Raw genomic sequence first — 20508 nt, forward strand, 5'->3', positions numbered from 1 at the left:
CTGCGCTAAATAGGGACGTTCCATGGAACGTCCCTACAGCCGTTTTAAAGTGAGGTAAGAACCCGCTGATCGCCTCTATAATTTCGTGCCGCACTCTGGGCAGAAGTTATTGTTCGTCACGTTTTTTGCGCCACAACTGCCACAATAAACCAGTTCGGCAGCTTTCTCCAACGTTTTGCGCTCTGGCAAGCCCACCATCTGAGCATTACTCTTACCCGGCGGAATCATTGGATAGCAGTTCTCATCTTTGCGAACACGGGCATCCAGCAAAACGGGACCATCGTGAGTCAGCATTTGGGCGATCGCGCTCTTGAGCTCGTCCCGCGTGCTGATCATCATGCCTTTAATGCCATAAGCCTCAGCTAGTTTAACGAAATCTGGCATTCCTACTTCCATACTGGAGCAAGAATAGCGTTCGTCATAAAAAGCTTGCTGCCATTGGCGTACCATACCCTGCCAGCCATTGTTGATAATCACCGTTTTCACATTGATGCCGTATTGCGCTAGCGTACCCAGTTCTTGAATATTCATCTGAATGCTGGCATCGCCGCTGATACAGATAACATCCTCATCTGGTACAGCAATTTTAGCGCCCATTGCCGCAGGCAGCCCAAAGCCCATTGTGCCCAGCCCTGCACTAGAAATCCAGCGACGTGGACCATTTTTGAGGAACTGTGCTGACCACATCTGATGCTGCCCAACATCAGTTGTGTAGTAAGCGTTGGGCGCTTGAATGCTGAGTTCGACAATCACTTCTTGAGGAGAAAGACTATCGGCATAATGAGGCACTTCTAGAGGATAATCTTCCTGCCAGCGAGCAATACAGTTCAGCCATGCTCGGTTACGCTGCGGATCACGCACATCGCCATCCTCTTGGCTCCGGCGCAATAGCTCAATCAAGACCTGGCGCACATCCCCAACGATCGGCACTTCCGGGGCGCGATTTTTACCCACCTCAGCAGGGTCAATATCGATATGAATCACTTTAGCGCGAGCGGCAAATTCGTCCAGTTTACCCGTGACGCGATCGTCGAAACGGGCACCAACGGCAATCAATAAATCGCACTCTGTTACAGCAAAGTTTGCATAGGCGGTACCATGCATCCCCAACATTCCAACTGAGAGTGAATGATGCTCATCAAAGGCACCAATGCCCATCAGCGTGGTCGTAACAGGTAGGCTAAAGCGCTCGGCTAGCTCTTTAATTTCGGCATGAGCGTTGGAGGCGATCGCGCCACCACCCACATAGAGCAACGGTTGTTTTGCCTGCCGGATTAGTCTGAGCGCATGGGCAATTTGACGGGGGTTGCCCTTAACAGTAGGGCGATACCCTGCCAACCTGACCTCATCCAACGCCATTGGTACATAGTCAAACTGCTGCTGCGCGACATCTTTGGGTACATCAACGAGCACTGGACCCGGACGACCCGTAGTCGCAATGTAAAATGCCTCAGCCACAATGCGCGCCATATCTTTCGGATCGCGCACAACATAGGAATGCTTGACGATCGGCAGCGTAATGCCAAAGATGTCGGTTTCCTGAAAGGCATCGCTACCAATCGCATAGCTGGGAACCTGCCCAGTAATGACGACCAGCGGAATGGAATCCATATGGGCAGTTGCGATCCCCGTTACCAGGTTTGTAGCGCCAGGGCCAGAGGTCGCAAAGCAAACGCCGACTTCACCAGTTGCGCGGGCGTAGCCATCAGCAGCATGGGCAGCACCCTGCTCGTGCCGCACTAGAATGTGTTGAAAACCACCTTCCGCCTGTGCCCGATAAACCTCGTCATAGATTGGCAGAATCGCGCCACCAGGATAGCCAAAGATATGCTTGACACCGTGGCGCTTTAAACTGTCAATCAATGCGAACGCGCCAGTCACCCGCTTTACAGCCACACGTTGTTGCAGTTGCACTAGGAACCACCAACCCTTAGATGAATTTGTATCGAACGATGCATTAAACGTTAGAACTTAAGTCTAGTGCGGATTCCGATCCCTGTCGAGGGGTTTAATCGACAACCGCTAACCCTTGCAATGCCGATTCTAACTAGTGGTTAAGGAGGTTTACTGGTCGCTTAGCGTCATCATCTCCTGACATTGCTTAGTTAGTTCCTATAAGTGTCTCGCGCTGTTTAGTGCAGTTGACAGCTTTGGCATAATCACCGAGAGCATAGTAGGCAACACGGAGGCTACCTAAGACCTGTTCGGCAATGCGGTGGTCCTTCATTCGTTGAGCGATCGCGAGTCGTTGCTCGTAGTAGTCGATCGCTCGGGCATAGTTACCTAAGGCATCATAACCAACGCCCACGCTGCCTAGCGCTTGCTCTTCGCCGCGACGATCTTGTGTTTCTCTAGAGACGCTTAACCATTGCTTGCTGTATTCAATCGCACGATCGTAGTCGCCCAACGCGTAGCAAGCATTGCCTAAATTTCGTAGCACTTGTCCTTCTGTGCGGCGATCGCTGACTTCTCGTGCCAAGACGAGCCGTTGCTCATAATAATCAACCGCTTTAGTGTAGTTGCCCAGCGCGTAACAGGCATTGCCCAAGTTCTTGAGAATTTGCTCCTCAATCTGGTCATCCCGCAGCTCACGGGCAATCTCCAGGCTTTGTTCTTCGTAGCCAATGGCGATCAAGTGGTCACCTAACGCTTTATACGCCAAGCCCAGGTTATTAAGTGCCGCCATCTCACCACGTCGATCGCCAAGTTCCTGCGCGAGCGTTAGGCTTTGCTGCTGGCATTCAATTGCCTTTGCTTGCTCTTTGAGGTGACGATACGCATTGCCCAGATTGCCAAAGATTTTGACCAGGCTATGACGATCGTCCAGCTTTTGAGCCACTTCTAAACTTTGCTTAGAGTATTTGACCGCTCTAGCATAGTCTCTCAAGCTGTAGTGGGTTAAGCCTAAACTGCTTAACGCTTTCTCCTGCCCATGTTCGTCCTGGCGATCGCGGTACAGCAAAAAGGCTTCCTGAAATGCTTTTAGCGCTGCTTCAAACTGCCCTGTCTGATAGTATTCACAGCCTTGATGTAGAAAGCGCTCTGCCATTGCCTGAGCTGCATCGGCTACCAGCGTTTCGTTAGAGTCACTAAAGGAGCCAATGGCTTTCGCAGCTAGAAGCTCAGACTCAGAGGGAAACACTGTCTCCCGGGAAGATGCAGGCGTTTGGTCTCTCGCTGCAAGGTCGCTGTTCATAATGTCGTTGCTTGGGTGGTATAGCCGGGGAGTGGTCGGGCTATTAACAGTGGATGAAGTGCTCAAACACACTGTTCAGACGCTTAATGTTAAGCAACTGTCAGCCCGTGTAATGGTTTAAGTAGTGGTTCAAACGGTGGTAGATCCCTTATATGAGGCAAGCGTCACAAGTCCAAGCCTCACAAGTTTAGTCAATCAGTTTAAGACGCGAAGACCGTCTACACTTGCTTGACCGGAACGCACCCTGGTAGCTGCTGAGAACACACCCTCTGCAACACAGCCTACTGCTTTGGCACCTTGCCGTATTCAGTAGTTGTTCTAACCTTCTTGAGGGTTTTATGTGAATTCTCCGTAGAATCACGGAGTGCAACATATTTCTTGACCAGTCACTGCTCTAGCAGTCATGCCTTCACAGCAGCAGCAGGACCAACTAAGGAAAGGTACGGCTCCACAAGATATTGTTCTGCCACATGCTGAGTTGCTTCGACTGTAACAGCCGCTACTTGTGCTTGAAACTGGGTGTCAAAGCCGATGCCCAAGCCGACTGTTTCGTACCAGCCAAAGGTCTGAGCAATCTGAGCGTTGGTCTGCTTGCCAAGTGCATGTTGCCCCAGAATTTTATCTTTAGCGGCTTGCAACGTTTCTGGATCGAAGGGGTGGGTTCGCAGACGATCGACTTCTGCTTTTAACCCATCAAGGGCGATCGCGGTGTTTTCAGGAGCGGTGCCCATATAAACAACAAATTGCGCGGGATGCAGGCGAGTGGGATAGAAAGCAGACACTTCGTAGGCTAGACCCCGCTTTTCGCGCAACTCGACAAAGAGGCGACTGGAAAGCCCGTTGCCGAGGTAGCTGTTGAGTAGTTTGAGTGCGGCGTAGTCCTGAATGGTAGGGGGGGAAGGGTGAGGGCTAGGCTTACCGGACGTTCCGTTACTCTGCCGCAGTACATCAGCACAATCAAGGACAACAGCGGGTGCGAGATAGCCTAGCATCACGATCGACTGTTGGGTTTCTTGAGCAATCGCTGCTCTTGCTGGCGTAGAGGTGATGGCGGGCAGATAAAGAACGGGTAAGGGCGTGGGGGGAACTTGCCAATCGCCAAACACTTCTTCAACCAGAGCGATCGCGGCATCGGGCTGAAGCCGACCTGAGAGGCTAATAACGATGTTGTCGGGGCGAAAGTGTGTCTGGTGATAGCGCTGAAGATCGGCACGTTCAAGCTGCGACACGCTAGTTTCTGTACCCAAACCCGAAAGCGCGTAGGGGTGATCGCCATACATTAACTGTCGCAGTTGATCAAAGGCGATCGAGAAGGGTTGTTCTTGTTGAGAGCGAATTGCCTGAAGCGTCAGTCGTCGCTCCAAGTCGATCTCTGACTGTAGGAACGTGGGCGATCGCAACAGTTCGCCTGCCAGTGCCAAAATGGCAGCAAAATCTGAAGAGACAGTCTTGAGACTCAACAAAAAGTAATCAGTAGCCGCATCAGCACTAAGACTTGCCCCGACAGACTCAACCTGTTCAGCAATTTCCAGGGACGATCGCTGCTCAGTACCTTTCGTTAATACAGCTGCGACTAGATGCGACAAACCTGCGTCCTTTGACGATTCCCACTGGCTACCCGCTCGGACAAAGATGCGAGCCGCTACGATGTCTGCGGCAGGATTCTCCCACACCAAAACAACGATGCCGTTTTTGAGTACTGTGCGCGTTTGAGGAGACTGCTTAATACCTAGATTCACGAAACCATCCTTTTTGCGAAGAGCGAACAATGGAAAGCGGTTAGCGGTCAGCCATCAGCTAATTTCTAGAAAGTAACAGTGGTTATGGATGTAGTGATTCTCAACTGACATTACTGCTCCAACGGCAAGGGCTAAAGACTTTTCGCTCAGGTTGTACACACTCAATCAAGCATTGCGATAGATAGACACCAGTTAAGCTGACCGCTGATAGCTGATCGCTCCACACAGTTACAACAATGGTTTGCCCACTGTCGCCGCATAATGGTAGGGCGAAAGGTAGCGATTGGCGAGGCGCTGAAGATCGGTTGCCTGAATTGCCTGGAGGCGCTGTGGGTAGCTAGTAGCCATTTGAGGGTTAGCAAGGATGCTGTAGTACCCGTATAACCCAGCAAGCTGGCAGGGTGTTTCAGTAGAGAAGGCGTAATCGTTGCAGAGCAGGCGTTTGCAGCGAGAAAGTTCGGCTTCGGAGATCGGTGTAGCAGATAACTGCGAGACACGATCGCAGATGATTGCCTCTACCCGCTCTAAATTTTCTGGCTCTAGCCATGCACTGATGGTAAATAGTCCCGACTCGCGCTGAAGAGAAAAACTACTGCCGATCGCCTGTACAAGATGCCGCTCTTCGCGCAGTTCTCGCACCAGACGGGATGTGCGTCCTTCGGCTAACAGGACCGAAAGGATGTCTAGCCCGAATGCTGCTTGCAATTGCTCATCCAAATCTTGTGACTGGCAATCTACGCCGGGTCCAATCCACGCCATTAGCAGTCGTGCTTGTTCCAGGCGCGGCAGGTAAAGTTCCTGACGGCGAATGGTAGTAATCGGTGGTTCGGCTTCCGGTATAGAGAGAGGACACGTCGTTGGAACCGGAAAGGATTGAAAGGTTTCGCTTACCAGATCGATCGCTCGATCTTGAGCAATATCGCCTACAACCACGACCGTCATTTTTTCAGGCTGATAGTGGTGAGCATGAAACTGACGCATTTCGGCAGGCGAGCGTGCCAGCAACGTTTCTGCTGTACCTAAGATCGAGCGCCCATACGGATGACGTTGATACACCATTTCGTTGAGTGACTGAAACGTGAGCCAGTCAGGATCATCCTGCGCCTGATGAATTTCTTCTAACACCACTTGACGTTCTCGCCCAAACTCGTTGTCTGGAATCGCTGCGTGTAAAAGCAAATCTGCCAGGTATGGCAACGTTTCTGCTAAATGCTGAGCGGCTGTAGTAATGAAGTAGTGGGCGTAGTCGTAGCTCGTTGCTGCATTGGTGACACCACCACGCCGTTCGATCGCCAGATCAAACGCGCCGGGTGGCAACTGATCTGTCCCTTTAAAGATCATATGTTCTAGAAAATGCGCCATACCAGACCATTCATCGGGTTCGGCGAGCGTGCCTGCTTTCACCCAGACATCAACGGCAGTTACAGGCGTGGCAGGCGTGTGCTGGTGAATGATAGTTAACCCGTTATCCAGCGTCACTACATTCGCTGGGAAAAAGGATTGACTGAGAACCGGAGGCAAATCAAGTAAGCTCAATAGTTCAGTTCAGGACATAATGTCTCTGCCTTTACCAAAATTATAGAGAACCTTGTCGTGCCATAACCATGCCTTAATTTTGCTCTGCGAGCTGTCATCGGCTGTAAGCCTTAGTAGCTAGGGTCATCAGTTCATGACATTGCTTTTGCAACAATCTAAAAGTTATCTTTTCCTGACATTTTTCGGCTCCAGCTACGCTCAGATACGTAATCTCTGTCCTCTGAGGGAGCACTAAAGTCTCATTGAGTGTGTAATTCTACGGTAGAATTCAGGTGTTAAGTTCTGTTTCTATGCGTCCCTCACACTTTTGCAGTTGGTAGAGACCGTACGATTGGATAAACGATCGATAAAGTAAGCAACCGCAGACAAAAACCGCAAGTACGAGAGCTTGTGAGTTGCCTTAAACTTCAACGTAGATTCGATCTTCAACACAGATTTAGATAGAGAGAAGAACACAATGGCATTTGAACAGTCCCCCCTTCCTTACGACTTTAACGCCCTAGAGCCACATGGTATGAAAGCCGAAACCTTTGAGTACCATTACGGCAAGCATCACAAGGCATATGTCGATAACCTGAATAAATTGGTTGCAGACACCGAATTGGCTGACAAAACACTCGAAGAAGTGATTACAGCCTCGTTTAAAGATTCCTCAAAGGCTGGTATCTTCAACAATGCCGCTCAAGTCTGGAATCATACCTTCTTTTGGGATAGCCTTTCGCCCTCTGGTGGCGGTGCTCCCACTGGCGAACTTGCAGCGAAAATTGACAGTGCGTTTGGTAGCTTTGATAAGTTCAAAGAAGAGTTTACAACTGCTGCGACAACTCAATTTGGTAGCGGTTGGGCATGGTTAGTTGATGATGGCGGCACCTTGAAAGTCACTAAAACTCCTAATGCTGAGAACCCACTGGCGCACGGACAGAAAGCCCTTCTGACACTTGATGTATGGGAACACGCCTATTACATCGACTTTAGAAATGCTCGTCCTGCCTTTATCAAAAACTACCTTGAGAATTTGGTTAACTGGGATTTTGCTGCTAAAAATTTGGCTGCTTAACTCTGAGCTAGCTCAATTACTTTGTTAAGTATCGAAGCCAGCCACGTGATTTGCGTGGCTTTTTTATTGGCGATCGTCGTGTTACTCCACCTGTTGTTCTCTTTCCCTCTGCCTCATGTCATCCCCCCCTCGCACTGGCTATACCTTGCCTGTCTTTGCCTGCGCTGCTGCGATCGCGGCTCTCCGCTGGTTACGGCAGCCACAGTCGATCGTTTCAGTCAGCATAGACTTGCTTGAGCCAGCCGAAACAGTAGAGATTGATATTGAGCAAGTAGCAGGGCTAAAAACCGGTGCGGCTCTGGCAATAACCCGCAGCGACCCTGGCGACAATCTCGATTTGACTCGCCACACACCACTCTGGGCATTAGTTGAATGGGGTAATACAAATCAGGCAGAGGCGATCGTACTACAGGGTGGTGAAGGACTAGGACGGCAAGCAGACGGACAATTAGCGCTTTATGCCTATGCCAAACGACTCCTGCTTGGGAATCTCAGTCGTTGGCTAGAGCCAGGTGAGAGGATTCAAGTGACGTTAATTTTGCCAGAGGGACGTGCCCTTGCCAAACGTACCTCCAATGAAGCGTTTGGGGTGGTAGAAGGGCTGTCGCTGCTGGGCACAACAGGCATTTCGCAACCCCTTAGCGCGCCAGGGCAACTTGAGGCGTTCCGTGACGATCTGCGGCAAAAGACTGCATGGTTTGACTGTTTAGTGTTTTGTGTTGGCGAGAATGGGCTAGATCTAGTACGGCAATTAGGGGTCGAGCCGTCACGTTTGGTAAAAACAGCAAACTGGCTCGGGCCCTTACTGGTAGAAGCCGGGTTACAAGGCGTGCAGTCTGTGCTCTTATTCGGGTACCATGGCAAGCTCTTAAAGTTGGCAGGCGGCATCTTTCACACCCATCATCATGTAGCAGACGCTCGGCTAGAAATTTTAACGGCTCAGTGCGCGATCGCTGGACTACCAACCCAGCATCTGCAAATGCTTTTTAGCTGCGCTACGGCTGAAGCTGGTTTACAGTATTTGCAGCAGCTTGATGCGACCGAAGGACTTGTTGCGACAGAAGGAAAAACTTGGGTGGAACGGGTGTATGGAACAATCGCTCAAACCATTGACGATCGCTCACAAGCGTATATTCAGACGCATAGTGAGCAAGTGGTCAGCGTGGGCACCATTCTGTTTGATCGAAGTCGGCGGATTATAACCAAGAGCCAGAGAGGAAACATCCTACTTGAGCAAGTTTTGCTAGGCTAGATATAATATCCAACTACAGTACGCAGCTTTACTGATCTTTCGTAATCTGCTGTTTGCCCCCCTACTGTTTGAAACTCACTGCTGGCGTCAATACCGCTACGCATCTATCCACTCTTGTAGCAAAATTTAGGATACCTCGGTGACTCTACAGACAGAACAACAGCTTCAGGTCGAGCCAGTTGAGCAAAATCGGCTCAACCGCCAACTCATTGTCATTTTAGATTTTGGCTCGCAGTACTCTGAATTAATTGCCCGTCGGATTCGGGAGACTCAGGTCTACTCCGAGGTGCTCTCTTACCGGACAACTGCGGCACAATTGCGACAACTTAACCCGAAGGGGATCATTTTGTCGGGTGGTCCTAGTTCGGTGTATGACAGCGCTGCCCCTCACTGTGACCCAGAGATTTGGGCATTGGGCGTACCAGTTCTGGGTGTGTGCTACGGAATGCAACTGATGGTGCAGCAGCTTGGCGGTGGGGTAGAGCGATCGGAGCTTGCAGAATACGGTAAAGCGTCCCTAATGATCGATGATCCCACCGATCTGCTGACTAATGTTGAAGATGGGACAACGATGTGGATGAGTCATGGTGACTCAGTAACACAACTCCCAGAAGGGTTTGAGTTGTTAGCGCATACGGCAAACACTGCCTGCGCTGCGGTTGCTCATCACGATCGCAAGCTTTATGGGGTGCAGTTTCATCCAGAGGTCGTGCATTCCATTGGCGGACTAGCGCTCATTCGCAACTTTGTTTACCATATTTGCCAATGCGAACCAACCTGGACAACTGATGCCTTTGTTGAAGAAGCCATTCGTGAAATTCGCGCCAGAGTCGGCAACAAACGGGTTCTACTAGCCCTTTCTGGCGGTGTCGATTCATCAACGCTAGCGTTTTTACTGTATCGAGCGATCGGCGAACAGCTAACTTGTATGTTCATTGACCAGGGCTTCATGCGAAAGCTAGAGCCAGAGCGCTTGGTCAAACTATTCCGGGAACAGTTCCACATTCCAGTCGCGTATGTTAACGCTCGTGAACGCTTTCTCGCTCAGATTCAAGGTGTTACCGATCCCGAAGTCAAACGCAAGCGTATTGGACATGAATTTATTCGCGTCTTTGAGGAAGAATCGCGGCGACTGGGACCGTTCGACTACTTGGCTCAAGGCACTCTCTATCCAGATGTGATTGAATCGGCTGACACGAACGTTGATCCCCAGACAGGTGAGCGAGTGGCAGTCAAAATTAAAAGCCACCATAACGTCGGCGGTTTGCCTAAAGATTTGCAGTTCAAACTGATTGAGCCGCTTCGTAAACTGTTTAAGGATGAAGTCCGTAAAGTGGGTCGGTCGATCGGTTTACCGGAAGAAATTGTGCTGCGACAGCCGTTTCCCGGTCCTGGTTTAGCGATTCGGATCTTGGGAGAGGTCACTGAAGACCGTCTAGATATTTTGCGCGATGCTGATTTGATTGTGCGCCAAGAGATTAATCGAGCAGGGCTGTATAACGAATTGTGGCAGGCATTTGCGGTGCTTTTGCCAATCCGTAGTGTTGGTGTCATGGGCGACCAACGTACCTACGCGTACCCGATTGTGCTACGGTTTGTTTCTAGCGAAGATGGTATGACGGCGGATTGGTCGCGCGTTTCGTATGATCTTCTGGAGACGATCTCCAACCGAATTGTGAATGAAGTAAGGGGCGTTAATCGCGTGGTTTATGATATCACCTCCAAACCGCCTGGCACAATTGAGTGGGAATAGCTACGTAGCCCTCCATATTCTGCAAAGAGGAGTGGTCTCTAAGCGAGGGGTTTCATCGTTCCATTAAGCGCTCACGCTGAAGTCCCTTGCTCCATTAAGCACACCTTTGTTCCATTATCTAGCTACTTATTAGGCTAGCTTCAGACACTCTGTAGCGGAAGTGATCTGTGGAAAACCCGTGTAAGTCTGTGGAAAACCTATGCCAAAGCAGGGCTTCCTGTGGAAAACTCTACGTTTTCAGGAATCATACGGTTGTGAATTAAGCCTGCACCAATTAAGGAACAGCCTCTAAGTTTTGACTCATTTTCAGTCAAAACCTGATGTTAGCTAAACCTAAAATTGTTTGTCTTGACCCTTTGAGGCTACCAGGGATCGCTAAATGGAACAGCATTTAATAGGCTGCTTCGTTTTCCGGTGCTTTCATTTTGGCTTTAGCTTTAGCAGCGCTTTTCTTCAACGCATCTAACCGAGCTTCATATCTCGATCGCAGCCGTTTTTTGGGCGATTGTTCGATCAGCACTTTCAAAGCGCTACCAAGACTTTTGTACGCATTAGGTAGTGTATAACCAAAGCGAGTTGCTAGCGCGATCGCCTTTTCGTCTGCCTCCAGCACTTCTTTCAACGTCTTCTCAGTGCTGTTTTTTTGCCACAGCCTCCAGCCTGAAACACCGCAGAGACCAAGGGCTAAGAGCAGTAGCAGCCCATCTTGCACCCACAGTTCACCTACTGCGCCACCCAAGCCGATCGCCAGCGCTGCCATCTCCCAACCATCCTTGGGGATCGTATCGTTTTGGATGCGTGCCACCTCGTGCCAGAACAGCAGATTACGCTGATCCGTGGCTAACTGCTCCCACTTCACCATGTCGATTTGAATTTCGACCTCATCCTTGCCAATTTCTTCACAAGTGAGCAGCGGTGGGTTAACGGCTGTTGTCGCTTCAACCGAAACCCAACTCTGAAGCTCTGGCGGCAGTAAGGTTCTTAACCGCCGCAGTTCACTCATTTCAGCCTTAGCAGAGGTGGTTGCGTATGATGTCATGGTTCCGCTTGAAAAATCTCGAATTTTAAAAGTGCCTCCTTTAAATCATAGCGATCCCAGGAAGCCTTTGCCGTTCTGTTCATTCTCTAGGATTGTGCTGCCTTCATGCAAGTGCGATCGCCACAAAATTGCTTATAGCCCTTTTGACCTGATACTCGCGAAGCCACTAAGGCAGTAATGGGCTAACGCTTTTAGCATTTTACCCCTTGCAGCTATGCCGAAGTTGATAGCAGCACTATCTACCTTTATTAACCACTCTCCTGTCAGCAGCACCTCTTAAAGCTAACGATTCGGTCGGGATAGAACACCGCTAACGGGCTGGGAGAACTGTGCCCCGCCTGAATAATGAGCAATGACTGCTAAGGGTACTGTAAGCGTTAAAAGAGCGATGACCACCCCTACAAGCTCTGCAAAGCGGTGGGTCGATCGCTCGGTCGTACTGGCAGGCTGACTACCTGATTCCATAAAAATAGCTATGCACCAATGGGAATTTGAAAAGGCATGACTGTATTTAATGCCTGTATAGAGAAAATCTCCTCTATATAAGTAATTCTAACGAGTTTGCCCCAGGCTGTAGTTTCCAGTAAACAAACTCAACGTAAGTTTCAGAAAACATCAGTCTCAGAAAACGTAGAAAGCAGGCTGCAACTCAAATCCGCCTGCACGCTGTGCTTTCTAGGTTTGTTGTCTACGATCGCTCCTTCAATAGCTGATGAATACTTTGCAACTCTGCCAGGATCGCTTGCAAGAGCTCCTGCGTAGGTGTAGGTGCTGCTTCAAGGACTTCGATTGTGACGTTTTTAATCTTGAGCACATCTTTTGCAAAACGTGCAACCTCATTGGGGTGAAAGAGCAGGACATCATCCTTGTGCAAACGTAGTTCTGGATTTAGCCGCGTGGGATCGTAGGGTGAGTTTAAGATGGCTGGATCTGTGTTTGCATAGCGGTAAATCGAAGCTCTAGAACGGTTCAGCGTTTTTTGCACCGCTTCAATGTCCATCAGCCCATTCCACTCAGTGCTTGCTTCAGTATCCATGGGCATTACCGACGTTTTAACCTTAAGACTCAATGAATCCTACCATGAGATTTAAGCACCCTTAGAGGTTATGGCGGTAAACCGGCAATGCCTCAATGCTAGAGAGCATCAACGGTCAAGAGAATAGCCAGTATGCTGACTACAAAAAAGACGAGACCGCACAAAGGGTTAGCTGGCAATAGCGCGATTAGTGCTAAACACATCAGGGAAATCAGTACAAAAAGCATTCCCAGTTGCAGTAGAGGCTTGAGCAATTCCATCATCAATCACTTATTGAGCTACTGAGGCAAGCCAAATTCATGACGCAACTTCACTTCTTAAAAAGTCATTGTCTGGAGGTTTAGGTAAGACCGATACGATCGCGTTAGCTAAGGGATGCCAGTGGGTCTAACCAGCGCAAAACTGTACGCTCTAACTGATGGAGTTCTCGGTAGACTTCTTGACGTACCCACTGCCCGATTGCATCCAACGGCGTAAAAACAGTGCCCGCTTGCCAGTTTACATCGGGACCCAGTGGTGTTAAGTGGTTACCGGACAAAGTCTGAGCAACAACCATACCTGGAAACCGATTTTGCAACACGTCTGTTAACACAGTGGTCTGATCGATCGTGTCATTGGTAAACTTCACCAGCAAATTCCGACGGATCTGATAGCTTTTGGCAATAAGCTGATTGGTCTCTAGGGGCGATGGTGTGAACTCGACTGCAAAAACGGGCGAAAATTGCTCGACCAGAGGCACTGCATTACGAGCCGAAAAGTTATTGAAAGCAATCAGAATATTGCCTGATCGCTCTACTGAAAAGAGACTACCAATGAGCAGGTGTAGCTTGCAACCCATACTGTGCCCGATCCCATAAATCGGCAAATAGCGCTTGCTAAGCATCTTGGTATGCAAAATCTCCAGAGCGCGATCGAAATCTTGCAGCACAGTCCGCGCGATCGTCGTATGGTCAAACGTATTTACAAAGGGCGTAGCGACAATGACATAGCCTTGCACTGCCAGACGCTCTAACAATCGGCGATAGGTTACATGAGGAGCCGCTGCCACAAACGCACCGCCAAGAAAGTGCACGATTGCAGTAGGGCGCGGCGGCACCAAAACCCAGTTACCAGAAATGTCCTGCCAGTCCATGCGTAAGAAAATAAACAATTAGCAGTGGGGTACTGCATTCTTTCTATTCTGCCGTACAACCCTTCTTTCCTGTGATGTACCTGATGTCATAGCGTGGCTGCGTCAATGGTCTATCTAGCGATCGACCAAGCTCATACACAAGCTCTACTGTGATGTAACGCCATCTTTTGGCACGATTATCCCTGTTTCCTTAATTTGCTTGCATTTAGTGACACAGGTTTGGTAAGTTGGGTAAGCGCTAAAGACGCGCCGGGATAGCTCAGTTGGTAGAGCAGAGGACTGAAAATCCTCGTGTCCGGGGTTCAAGTCCCCGTCCTGGCATTATAAGTAAAACAAGTTGAAAGCTCTGATTCAAGAGGCTCCGTGGCTTTCAACTAAAGTGATGCCTAGTATGCATAGTATGATGCCCCTCATTCGTCTTGAGGGTGCTTAATCAATTACTGCATAACAGGGTTAAACAACATTTGCTCTAGACCTGCTTCCTCCCAAGTTGAGAGCATCAAGTATTCGCCTCTATCTGTGAAAATGCAAAAACTCCCTGCAATGACATACCGTTGCAAGGAGCCTTTGTTGTGAGGTTAAGACTGCTTTGAGTTACTCTTCCTCTTCCTCCTCTTCCTCTTCTTCTTCAGCAAAGAGTTCGTCAATAATCTCGTTGGAGCGTTCTGGTGAAAGACCCAGTGCTGCACTCAGATTATCAATGTATTCTTGCTCTTCTTCTGGCACTTCGCCATCTGAAGCAATAATGACGAGGGCAACAATGAAAGCGGCTTCTTCAAGCCCTTCTTCTCTAGCAGTAGCGAGCGCCTGGCTAACGACAGCCTCAATCCCTTCGCTGCTGATTAGTTCAGCAATCTCTGCTCCTAGCGCTTCAAAGTCTTCCTCAGCGTAATCTTCATACAGATCAATGCTGGAGAGCATTTCCCCAAGCGCGTAAGTTTCTGCATCATCAGAAGCTTCGCCATCGGCAAAGGTTGAAAAAAGTCCGATCGCTGCGATCGCCAGATCAGGACTTACAGCTACCTGAGTGCTACCACCACGGGGCAATTTACGTTTGGGCATCGGTTCTCCTAATTTTTTCAGTAAGTGTTTAAGTGGATCAAGCAATAACCGCTACCAGTTGCCTTTAAATATGGGTGACATGGAGCGTTGCAAACGATTAACATGACTCGGCTGGGTTTGGTCAATCAAATCAGGCTACTTTTAGCTTTCCCTGGCGTCAGCTAAATTGCACACGTAACCATGCTTTGCGCGATGAATCATGTAGTTTTTGGTAGGGGCATTTGGGTTAAATGGTTGAGTTTATGCCGTCTTGTGATGAATGTGCCGCTAGTGCAGCAGTGCGATCGATGGCTACGCGTTGTTAGACAATCTGTGCCAAGGCGGGCTAACGTGCTCGCGCTGCTGCTGACAGGATGCGTCACGCTACTGCTAGCCGCAATGCCGCTTGCAGCCCAAACGGCTGCACCAAGAGTTTCCCAAGCATCGATCGCGCCTCGTAGCGAGATTCGTGGTGTGTGGATCACCAATGTTGACAGCGCTGTGCTGTTTAACGGGTCTGTGCTTAAAGATGCTGTGCAGCAACTGGCGCAACTGCATTTCAACACGCTCTATCCCGTCGCTTGGAACTGGGGCTACACAACCTATCCCAGTGCAGTGGCAAAGCAAGCGAGCGGTGCTGCTGTTGACCCACGACCGCTCGGGCTCGAGGGACGTGATTCACTGGCAGAACTGGTGCAGCAGGCACACCAGCGCGGTATGGCAGTGCTGCCCTGGTTTGAGTTTGGCTTCATGGCACCCGAAGATTCTGCTTTGGCAATACGGCATCCTGATTGGCTGACTCAGCAGCAAGACGGCACACGTGTCTGGCAAGAAGGCATTTACCCGCGTGTCTGGCTTAACCCGTTCAAACCTGAAGTGCAGCAGTTCATGCAGTCTCTCGTTCTGGAACTTGTCAATAAGTACGATATTGACGGCATTCAGTTTGATGACCATTTTGGGCTGCCTTACCAGTTTGGCTACGATGACTATACTGCGCAGCTTTACAAGCGTGAACAAGGTAAAGCACCGCCCACCAACCCCCGTGACCCTGCTTGGGTGCGGTGGCGGGCAAATAAGCTCACCAGCTTTACGACACAGCTTTTCCGTGCGGTCAAAGCGCGTAAGAAGAATGTTATTTTTGCGTTGTCGCCCAATAACTACGAGTTTGCCTACAATAATTCTTTGCAGGACTGGAAAGCCTGGGAGCAGCAAGGGCTGATTGAAGAACTTGTGCTCCAGGTTTATACCAGCAGTCCGCAAGCCTTTACAGCACAACTGCAAACCCCTGAGATGCAGGCGGCTCGGCGGCATATCCCAACTGGGGTTGGTATTCTGACTGGGTTGAGAAAGCGTCCTATACCCATGCAGCAGGTGCGCGACCAAATTCAGATCGTACGGCAGCAGGGTTTTGCAGGGGTCTCGTTTTTCTTCTATGAAACACTGTGGCAGCTAGTGACAGAGCCAGCGAACGATCGCAAAGCCGTCTTACGATCGCTCTTTTCGCCGCCAGTCCCTCGACCAGACGTGATGAAAGGTTGGGTGCCACCCCGTTAAACCGCTCCAAGGCTAGGCCCCATTCTGCTTAAACCATGCCTGGAGCCGCTTCCAACCGTCTTTTGCATCCGCTTCGCGGTATGAGGGGCGGTAGTCGGCAAAGAAGGCGTGCGGGGCTTCGGGGTAAACGATGATTTCAGACTTACTACTGCTGGACTTAAGGCGATCGCGCATTTGCTCCACGGTAGTGAGCGGAATGCCTGTATCTTTGCCACCGTAAAGCCCCAACACAGGCACTTTCAGCGCACAGGCAACATCAACTGGATGCGTTGGCATGAGTAGATTTGGCTCACCTACAAGCCGTCCGTACCATGCCACACCTGCTTTGATAGTGGGAGTGCGAGTCGCATACAGCCAGACAATGCGACCACCCCAACAGAAGCCCGTTATGGCTAGCTTTGCAGCGTCCCCCTTGGATGCTTTCGCTGCCCAGGCTGCGGTTGCGTCGAGGTCAGACATTACCTGAGCATCCGGTACTTTGGCAACAATAGGGCGAATTTTGTCAACGCTGCTTAGCTTCAGCACATCGCCCTGCCGCGTAAAGAGCTGGGGCGCGATCGCCACGTAGCCCAACTTGGCAAAGCGACGGCAGACATCCTCAATATGTGCGTGTACGCCAAAAATCTCGTGAATGACCAGCACAATCGGGAAATTTGTGCCCTTCGCTGGCATGGCTCTGTAAGCAGGCATCTCGCCATCGCTGACAGGGATCTTAACTGCACCAGCAACGATACCCTCAGCATTAGTTGTGATGACGCTTGCTGCGATCGGCTGTACTGCAAGTGCAAAGCCGCTGGCAAAAGCAGCCGTAGCCATAAACTGGCGACGTGTAAATTCTGGCATGTTATTAGCGTTGATGATTGACGTTGAAAGACCAGCCTTGATCTTAAGCTGTGCAGAAAATTGTTTCTAAAACGCAATAATTACTGGCGTTGTCGCACTCAATCGGATGCAATCGTAACGTTCTGCAACGCTCTGGAGCAGGATAATTGCAGAAGCTTGACGCGATCGCAGACATTCTCCATGCTGTTGAAATCAGTCATAGGAATAGAAGGGTGTGGGTGATCGTAACCAGTGTTGCCCTAGCATCAAACACTACAGCCCTCAAACTCCCTAACTAATAAACTGGCGTTTCTCTCTGCCCGTCAACCGCGATCGACTTTCAGAAAGCCTTCGTTTCTTCAAGACCTTCGTTGACTAGACAAGATATTGGATTAACCCACTAAACAGAAAAGTATGGAAAAGATCGAAGCGGCAGATTCATTAAAACGAGTGTTTAGCTTACCCACACTAGTTATTTATGGCGTTGGCGATATTTTAGGTGCTGGCATTTATGCCGTTGTAGGCAAAATTGCTGGGCTTTCTGGGGCACTTGTTTGGGCTTCGTTTTTAGTGGCGATGTCAGTCGCAGCGCTGACAGCGTTGAGTTATGCCGAACTCGGTAGTCGTTTGCCATTTAGCGGCGGCGTGGCAATCTTTGTGCAGCGGGCGTTTCGCACCGAATGGCTCTCTGTCATTGTCGGTTGGCTCATGTTTTGCACCTGTGTTGTTTCGATGGCAGTTATCTCGAAAGCGTTCGCAGGTTATTTGTTCAAGTTTGCTCCCATTTTTCCAGAATGGTTAGTTATCCTGGCGCTCTTTAGCGGTCTTGCGTTTATCAATTTTCGGGGGATGCAGGAATCGTCCAGCCTTAACATTTTTTGTACAACGCTTGAGGTTTCGGGGCTACTCATCGTTATCTTAGTTTCAGTCCTCTTTCTTAGCGGGGGTGGTAGTGCTGGTAATGCTGCTGCGACTGCAACTGCAACCAGTGGAGACATCGGCTGGATTGCCATCTTTCAAGGCGCTGCGCTTGCCTTCTACGCCTTCATTGGCTTTGAGGACATTGTGAATGTAGCGGAAGAGGTGAAAAATCCTGAGCGCAATGTCCCAAGAGCCGTTCTGTTATCACTGGGTATTGCTGGAGTCATTTATGTTCTGGTTTCCTGGCTGGCGGCTCAAGTCTTAGATCCTGCAGCACTGTCTGCTTCTGGTGCGCCATTGCTGGATGTAGTGCTACGGGCACAGCCAAATTTTCCAGGTGTCATCTTTACGTTCATCGCGCTGTTTGCGGTGCTAAATACGGCATTGCTGAATTTTATTACAGCGTCACGGTTGCTCTTTGGTATGTCGCGTGATGGGTTGCTGCCTGCCTGGTTGAGTAAACTGCACGCAATCCGCGCCACGCCTTACCGAACGATCGTCGTGATTTTGCCGATCGCAATCTTTCTGGCATTGTCAGTGCCGCTGCAATTTTTGGCAGGCACAACCGCAACCCTCATTCTCACTATGTTCTGTTTAGTTAACTTGTCACTGCTGATCATTAAACGTCGAGAAGGTAATGCAGACGGGTTTCAAGTCCCAGCCATTATTCCAGTTCTCGCTCTTCTTTCTAACCTTGTCCTCATTGCCTTCGCGTCTAGGGAAAGCCACATTTTGGCAACAGCCCTGGCTGGTGTGGGTTTTATCCTTGTCTTTGTGCGAAATGCGTTTATGAAACGGAGCGCTACCTAGAGGTTGGGCTATTACTTGCCAGAATGAACCTGTAAGTAGAGTGCAGCGATCGCCACCCGTGCTGAAATAGAGGTATCAAGAGCGGTAATCGATCCCTATCTCCTTATCCCTCCGTAAGGTTTACCATGTTTCTCCCACCTGGGTTTTGTCAACGTTCCATCGTCACTACGCTTGGCACGATGGTTTATGACACCGCTGACGCATCCCTCTGGTCAAGCGGGGATGGCGATCACCAAAGTAAACCCACGCTTGTGTTTCTCCACGGGTTTGGCGGTGGTTCTTCCGCTTACGAATGGTCGAAGGTCTATCCCGCTTTCGCGTCGGACTATCGCATTCTGGCACCCGACTTGATTGGCTGGGGGCGATCGGATCATCCAGAACGGAACTATCAGGTAGATGACTACATCACCACAATTATTGAGTTTCTAGAGCAAACGTGTGAGGGGGCTGTGCCCGTTATGGCATCATCGCTGACGGCGGCGATCGTCATTCGGGCAGCGATCCTCCGTCCAGACTTGTTTCAATCGCTGATTTTGACTACGCCTGCGGGTCTGTCTGATTTTGGTCAAGATTATACGCGCACATTTTTTGCTCAACTGGTCAGCACGCCCGTGCTTGATCGCTTACTGTACAGCACTGGCATTGCCGTAAGTTGGGGTATCCGCAACTTCCTCGAACAGCGGCAGTTTGCCCAACCCGATCGCATTTTTCCCGAAATTGTCGAGGCATACTTGGAGTCTGCCCAACAGCCCAATGCTGAATATGCTGCACTGGCATTTGTGCGAGGCGATTTATCCTTTGACCTTTCGCTTTATATTGCTCAGTTGACTGTGCCAACTGCAATGATCTGGGGTCGGCGATCGCAGTTTACGGGTCCTGAAATTGGTCAGCGGTTGGCAGCACTGAACCCACAAGCCATTCGCGGGCTACAAGTGATTGAGGACGTAGGGCTGACACCACAATTAGAGCTACCAGCAGTATCGATCGCCCTTATCCGCAGATTTCTCGCTTTGCTGAAGTAGAGCCAGTCTTCTAAAAGCTAGCTCCTAAAAGCGACTAAGCGCCAACCCGCACATCAATGACATACAGGTCTGCAAAGTCATAGGTAAAGCCTTCAAGCTCAATTTTAGTGCCGGCTTTAATCTTGCTATTGCCCAACAACGGACCGTTGTCAGTCATATTTGCATCGCCCGCAACCGTTACCAAAAAATCTTTTGTCAGACCCGCTTCGGGTCGGGGATCTGGCAGCGCTTTAGTAGAGCCATCAGGCTGAGGCACTGCTATATTCCGAGGCAATTCTCGCACTGCTTTAAGGGTAACCGCGCCGAAGGGCTGATTCCGAATAATCAGATTTGTTTTGTCCCCTTCTTTGAGCAAGGTTTTAGGGTCTTTGGAACCAACACTTCTAACAATGACATCCACCTCAACCGCTTTGAGGTTGGAGCTAAGTTGAGCACCTGTGAAACTGGGTAACAGCACACCAACAATTACCAGCAGCACTAGCAGCGCTGCACCAATATCTAAAAGGCTGACCTTGCCAAATAAGCGACCTTTAGAATCTACAATAGCCATGAAATATTGCCTCGATGATCTAATGCCACGACCATTTGCGATCGGGTT

Annotated in this window: 17 protein-coding genes and 1 tRNA gene; 7 read left to right on the top strand and 11 right to left on the bottom strand. The window is 49.9% G+C overall.

The features are described 5' to 3' along the window. Positions 1–75 precede the first annotated feature (75 nt). From ilvB to H6F86_RS07660, 4 genes are all read right to left on the bottom strand, one after another. Entirely contained in the window at positions 76–1914 is a 1839-nt protein-coding gene (gene ilvB / locus H6F86_RS07645) for a biosynthetic-type acetolactate synthase large subunit (RefSeq protein ID WP_190447715.1), read from the bottom strand. Between the two features lie 187 nt (positions 1915–2101). Further along, positions 2102–3196 carry a tetratricopeptide repeat protein gene (locus H6F86_RS07650; protein ID WP_190447717.1) on the bottom strand — a complete coding sequence of 365 codons (1095 nt, stop codon included), beginning with the start codon at positions 3194–3196 and terminating at the stop codon, positions 2102–2104. Positions 3197–3597: 401 nt separating this feature from the next. Continuing rightward, entirely contained in the window at positions 3598–4935 is a 1338-nt protein-coding gene (locus tag H6F86_RS07655) for an insulinase family protein (protein WP_190447719.1), read from the bottom strand. A gap of 228 nt (positions 4936–5163) precedes the next feature. After that, positions 5164–6456: a pitrilysin family protein gene (locus H6F86_RS07660; protein ID WP_190447721.1), complete on the bottom strand. Its 1293-nt coding sequence runs from the start codon at positions 6454–6456 to the stop codon at positions 5164–5166. A gap of 472 nt (positions 6457–6928) precedes the next feature. Between H6F86_RS07660 and H6F86_RS07665 the strand changes: the two genes are divergently transcribed. The 3 genes from H6F86_RS07665 (at position 6929) to guaA (ending at position 10533) form a co-directional block, all read left to right on the top strand. Next, on the top strand, positions 6929–7528 hold the full coding sequence (locus H6F86_RS07665; RefSeq protein WP_190447723.1) for a superoxide dismutase: 600 nt from the start codon (positions 6929–6931) through the stop codon (positions 7526–7528). Between the two features lie 115 nt (positions 7529–7643). After that, positions 7644–8780 carry a cobalt-precorrin-5B (C(1))-methyltransferase CbiD gene (gene cbiD, locus H6F86_RS07670; protein WP_190447725.1) on the top strand — a complete coding sequence of 379 codons (1137 nt, stop codon included), beginning with the start codon at positions 7644–7646 and terminating at the stop codon, positions 8778–8780. 139 nt (positions 8781–8919) lie between these two features. Further along, on the top strand, positions 8920–10533 hold the full coding sequence (guaA, locus tag H6F86_RS07675) for a glutamine-hydrolyzing GMP synthase (protein ID WP_190447727.1): 1614 nt from the start codon (positions 8920–8922) through the stop codon (positions 10531–10533). 391 nt (positions 10534–10924) lie between these two features. On the opposite strand, the gene H6F86_RS07680 is transcribed toward guaA, so the two are convergent. The 4 genes from H6F86_RS07680 to H6F86_RS07695 all read right to left on the bottom strand — a co-directional run bounded on the left by H6F86_RS07680 (position 10925) and on the right by H6F86_RS07695 (position 13740). Continuing rightward, positions 10925–11572 (bottom strand): DUF3318 domain-containing protein, encoded by a 648-nt coding sequence (locus tag H6F86_RS07680; RefSeq protein ID WP_190447730.1) that lies wholly within the window; start codon positions 11570–11572, stop codon positions 10925–10927. 282 nt (positions 11573–11854) lie between these two features. Further along, a complete protein-coding gene (locus H6F86_RS07685; protein ID WP_190447732.1) occupies positions 11855–12037 on the bottom strand; it encodes a hypothetical protein in 183 nt (60 codons plus the stop codon). A 223-nt stretch (positions 12038–12260) separates the two neighbouring features. After that, positions 12261–12608 (bottom strand): resolvase, encoded by a 348-nt coding sequence (locus tag H6F86_RS07690; RefSeq protein WP_190447733.1) that lies wholly within the window; start codon positions 12606–12608, stop codon positions 12261–12263. Between the two features lie 364 nt (positions 12609–12972). After that, on the bottom strand, positions 12973–13740 hold the full coding sequence (locus H6F86_RS07695) for a DUF1350 family protein (protein WP_190447735.1): 768 nt from the start codon (positions 13738–13740) through the stop codon (positions 12973–12975). Between the two features lie 248 nt (positions 13741–13988). Here H6F86_RS07695 and H6F86_RS07700 point away from each other — a divergent pair. Beyond that, a tRNA-Phe gene (locus H6F86_RS07700) sits at positions 13989–14061 on the top strand. A gap of 273 nt (positions 14062–14334) precedes the next feature. On the opposite strand, the gene H6F86_RS07705 is transcribed toward H6F86_RS07700, so the two are convergent. Beyond that, positions 14335–14802, bottom strand: coding sequence for a tellurite resistance TerB family protein (locus H6F86_RS07705; protein WP_190447737.1), 468 nt, complete (start codon positions 14800–14802; stop codon positions 14335–14337). A 192-nt stretch (positions 14803–14994) separates the two neighbouring features. Between H6F86_RS07705 and H6F86_RS07710 the strand changes: the two genes are divergently transcribed. After that, positions 14995–16335: a glycoside hydrolase family 10 protein gene (locus H6F86_RS07710; protein ID WP_242033416.1), complete on the top strand. Its 1341-nt coding sequence runs from the start codon at positions 14995–14997 to the stop codon at positions 16333–16335. Positions 16336–16347: 12 nt separating this feature from the next. Here H6F86_RS07710 and H6F86_RS07715 read toward each other — a convergent pair whose 3' ends face one another. Then, entirely contained in the window at positions 16348–17178 is an 831-nt protein-coding gene (locus tag H6F86_RS07715) for a dienelactone hydrolase family protein (protein WP_190447740.1), read from the bottom strand. A gap of 393 nt (positions 17179–17571) precedes the next feature. Here H6F86_RS07715 and H6F86_RS07720 point away from each other — a divergent pair, with 393 nt between their 5' ends. Next, a complete protein-coding gene (locus H6F86_RS07720; protein WP_190447742.1) occupies positions 17572–18888 on the top strand; it encodes an amino acid permease in 1317 nt (438 codons plus the stop codon). Positions 18889–19013: 125 nt separating this feature from the next. Further along, a complete protein-coding gene (locus H6F86_RS07725; RefSeq protein WP_190447745.1) occupies positions 19014–19910 on the top strand; it encodes an alpha/beta hydrolase in 897 nt (298 codons plus the stop codon). Positions 19911–19944: 34 nt separating this feature from the next. Here H6F86_RS07725 and H6F86_RS07730 read toward each other — a convergent pair whose 3' ends face one another. Next, positions 19945–20460: a DUF4330 domain-containing protein gene (locus H6F86_RS07730; protein WP_190447747.1), complete on the bottom strand. Its 516-nt coding sequence runs from the start codon at positions 20458–20460 to the stop codon at positions 19945–19947. Between the last annotated feature and the right edge of the window lie 48 nt (positions 20461–20508).

This window comes from Phormidium sp. FACHB-592, from assembly GCF_014695795.1.
Classification (GTDB): domain Bacteria; phylum Cyanobacteriota; class Cyanobacteriia; order Leptolyngbyales; family Leptolyngbyaceae; genus Stenomitos.

Excerpts from the sequence above, each read along its gene's own strand:
- H6F86_RS07690 (WP_190447733.1), bottom strand. The coding sequence starts at position 12,608 with ATGGATACTGAAGCAAGCACTGAGTGGAATGGGCTGATGGACATTGAA.
- H6F86_RS07710 (WP_242033416.1), top strand. The coding sequence starts at position 14,995 with ATGAATCATGTAGTTTTTGGTAGGGGCATTTGGGTTAAATGGTTGAGT.
- H6F86_RS07680 (WP_190447730.1), bottom strand. The coding sequence starts at position 11,572 with ATGACATCATACGCAACCACCTCTGCTAAGGCTGAAATGAGTGAACTG.
- H6F86_RS07725 (WP_190447745.1), top strand. The coding sequence starts at position 19,014 with ATGTTTCTCCCACCTGGGTTTTGTCAACGTTCCATCGTCACTACGCTT.
- H6F86_RS07650 (WP_190447717.1), bottom strand. The coding sequence starts at position 3,196 with ATGAACAGCGACCTTGCAGCGAGAGACCAAACGCCTGCATCTTCCCGG.
- H6F86_RS07665 (WP_190447723.1), top strand. The coding sequence starts at position 6,929 with ATGGCATTTGAACAGTCCCCCCTTCCTTACGACTTTAACGCCCTAGAG.
- H6F86_RS07730 (WP_190447747.1), bottom strand. The coding sequence starts at position 20,460 with ATGGCTATTGTAGATTCTAAAGGTCGCTTATTTGGCAAGGTCAGCCTT.
- H6F86_RS07715 (WP_190447740.1), bottom strand. The coding sequence starts at position 17,178 with ATGCCAGAATTTACACGTCGCCAGTTTATGGCTACGGCTGCTTTTGCC.
- H6F86_RS07705 (WP_190447737.1), bottom strand. The coding sequence starts at position 14,802 with ATGCCCAAACGTAAATTGCCCCGTGGTGGTAGCACTCAGGTAGCTGTA.
- cbiD (WP_190447725.1), top strand. The coding sequence starts at position 7,644 with ATGTCATCCCCCCCTCGCACTGGCTATACCTTGCCTGTCTTTGCCTGC.
- H6F86_RS07720 (WP_190447742.1), top strand. The coding sequence starts at position 17,572 with ATGGAAAAGATCGAAGCGGCAGATTCATTAAAACGAGTGTTTAGCTTA.
- H6F86_RS07695 (WP_190447735.1), bottom strand. The coding sequence starts at position 13,740 with ATGGACTGGCAGGACATTTCTGGTAACTGGGTTTTGGTGCCGCCGCGC.
- H6F86_RS07685 (WP_190447732.1), bottom strand. The coding sequence starts at position 12,037 with ATGGAATCAGGTAGTCAGCCTGCCAGTACGACCGAGCGATCGACCCAC.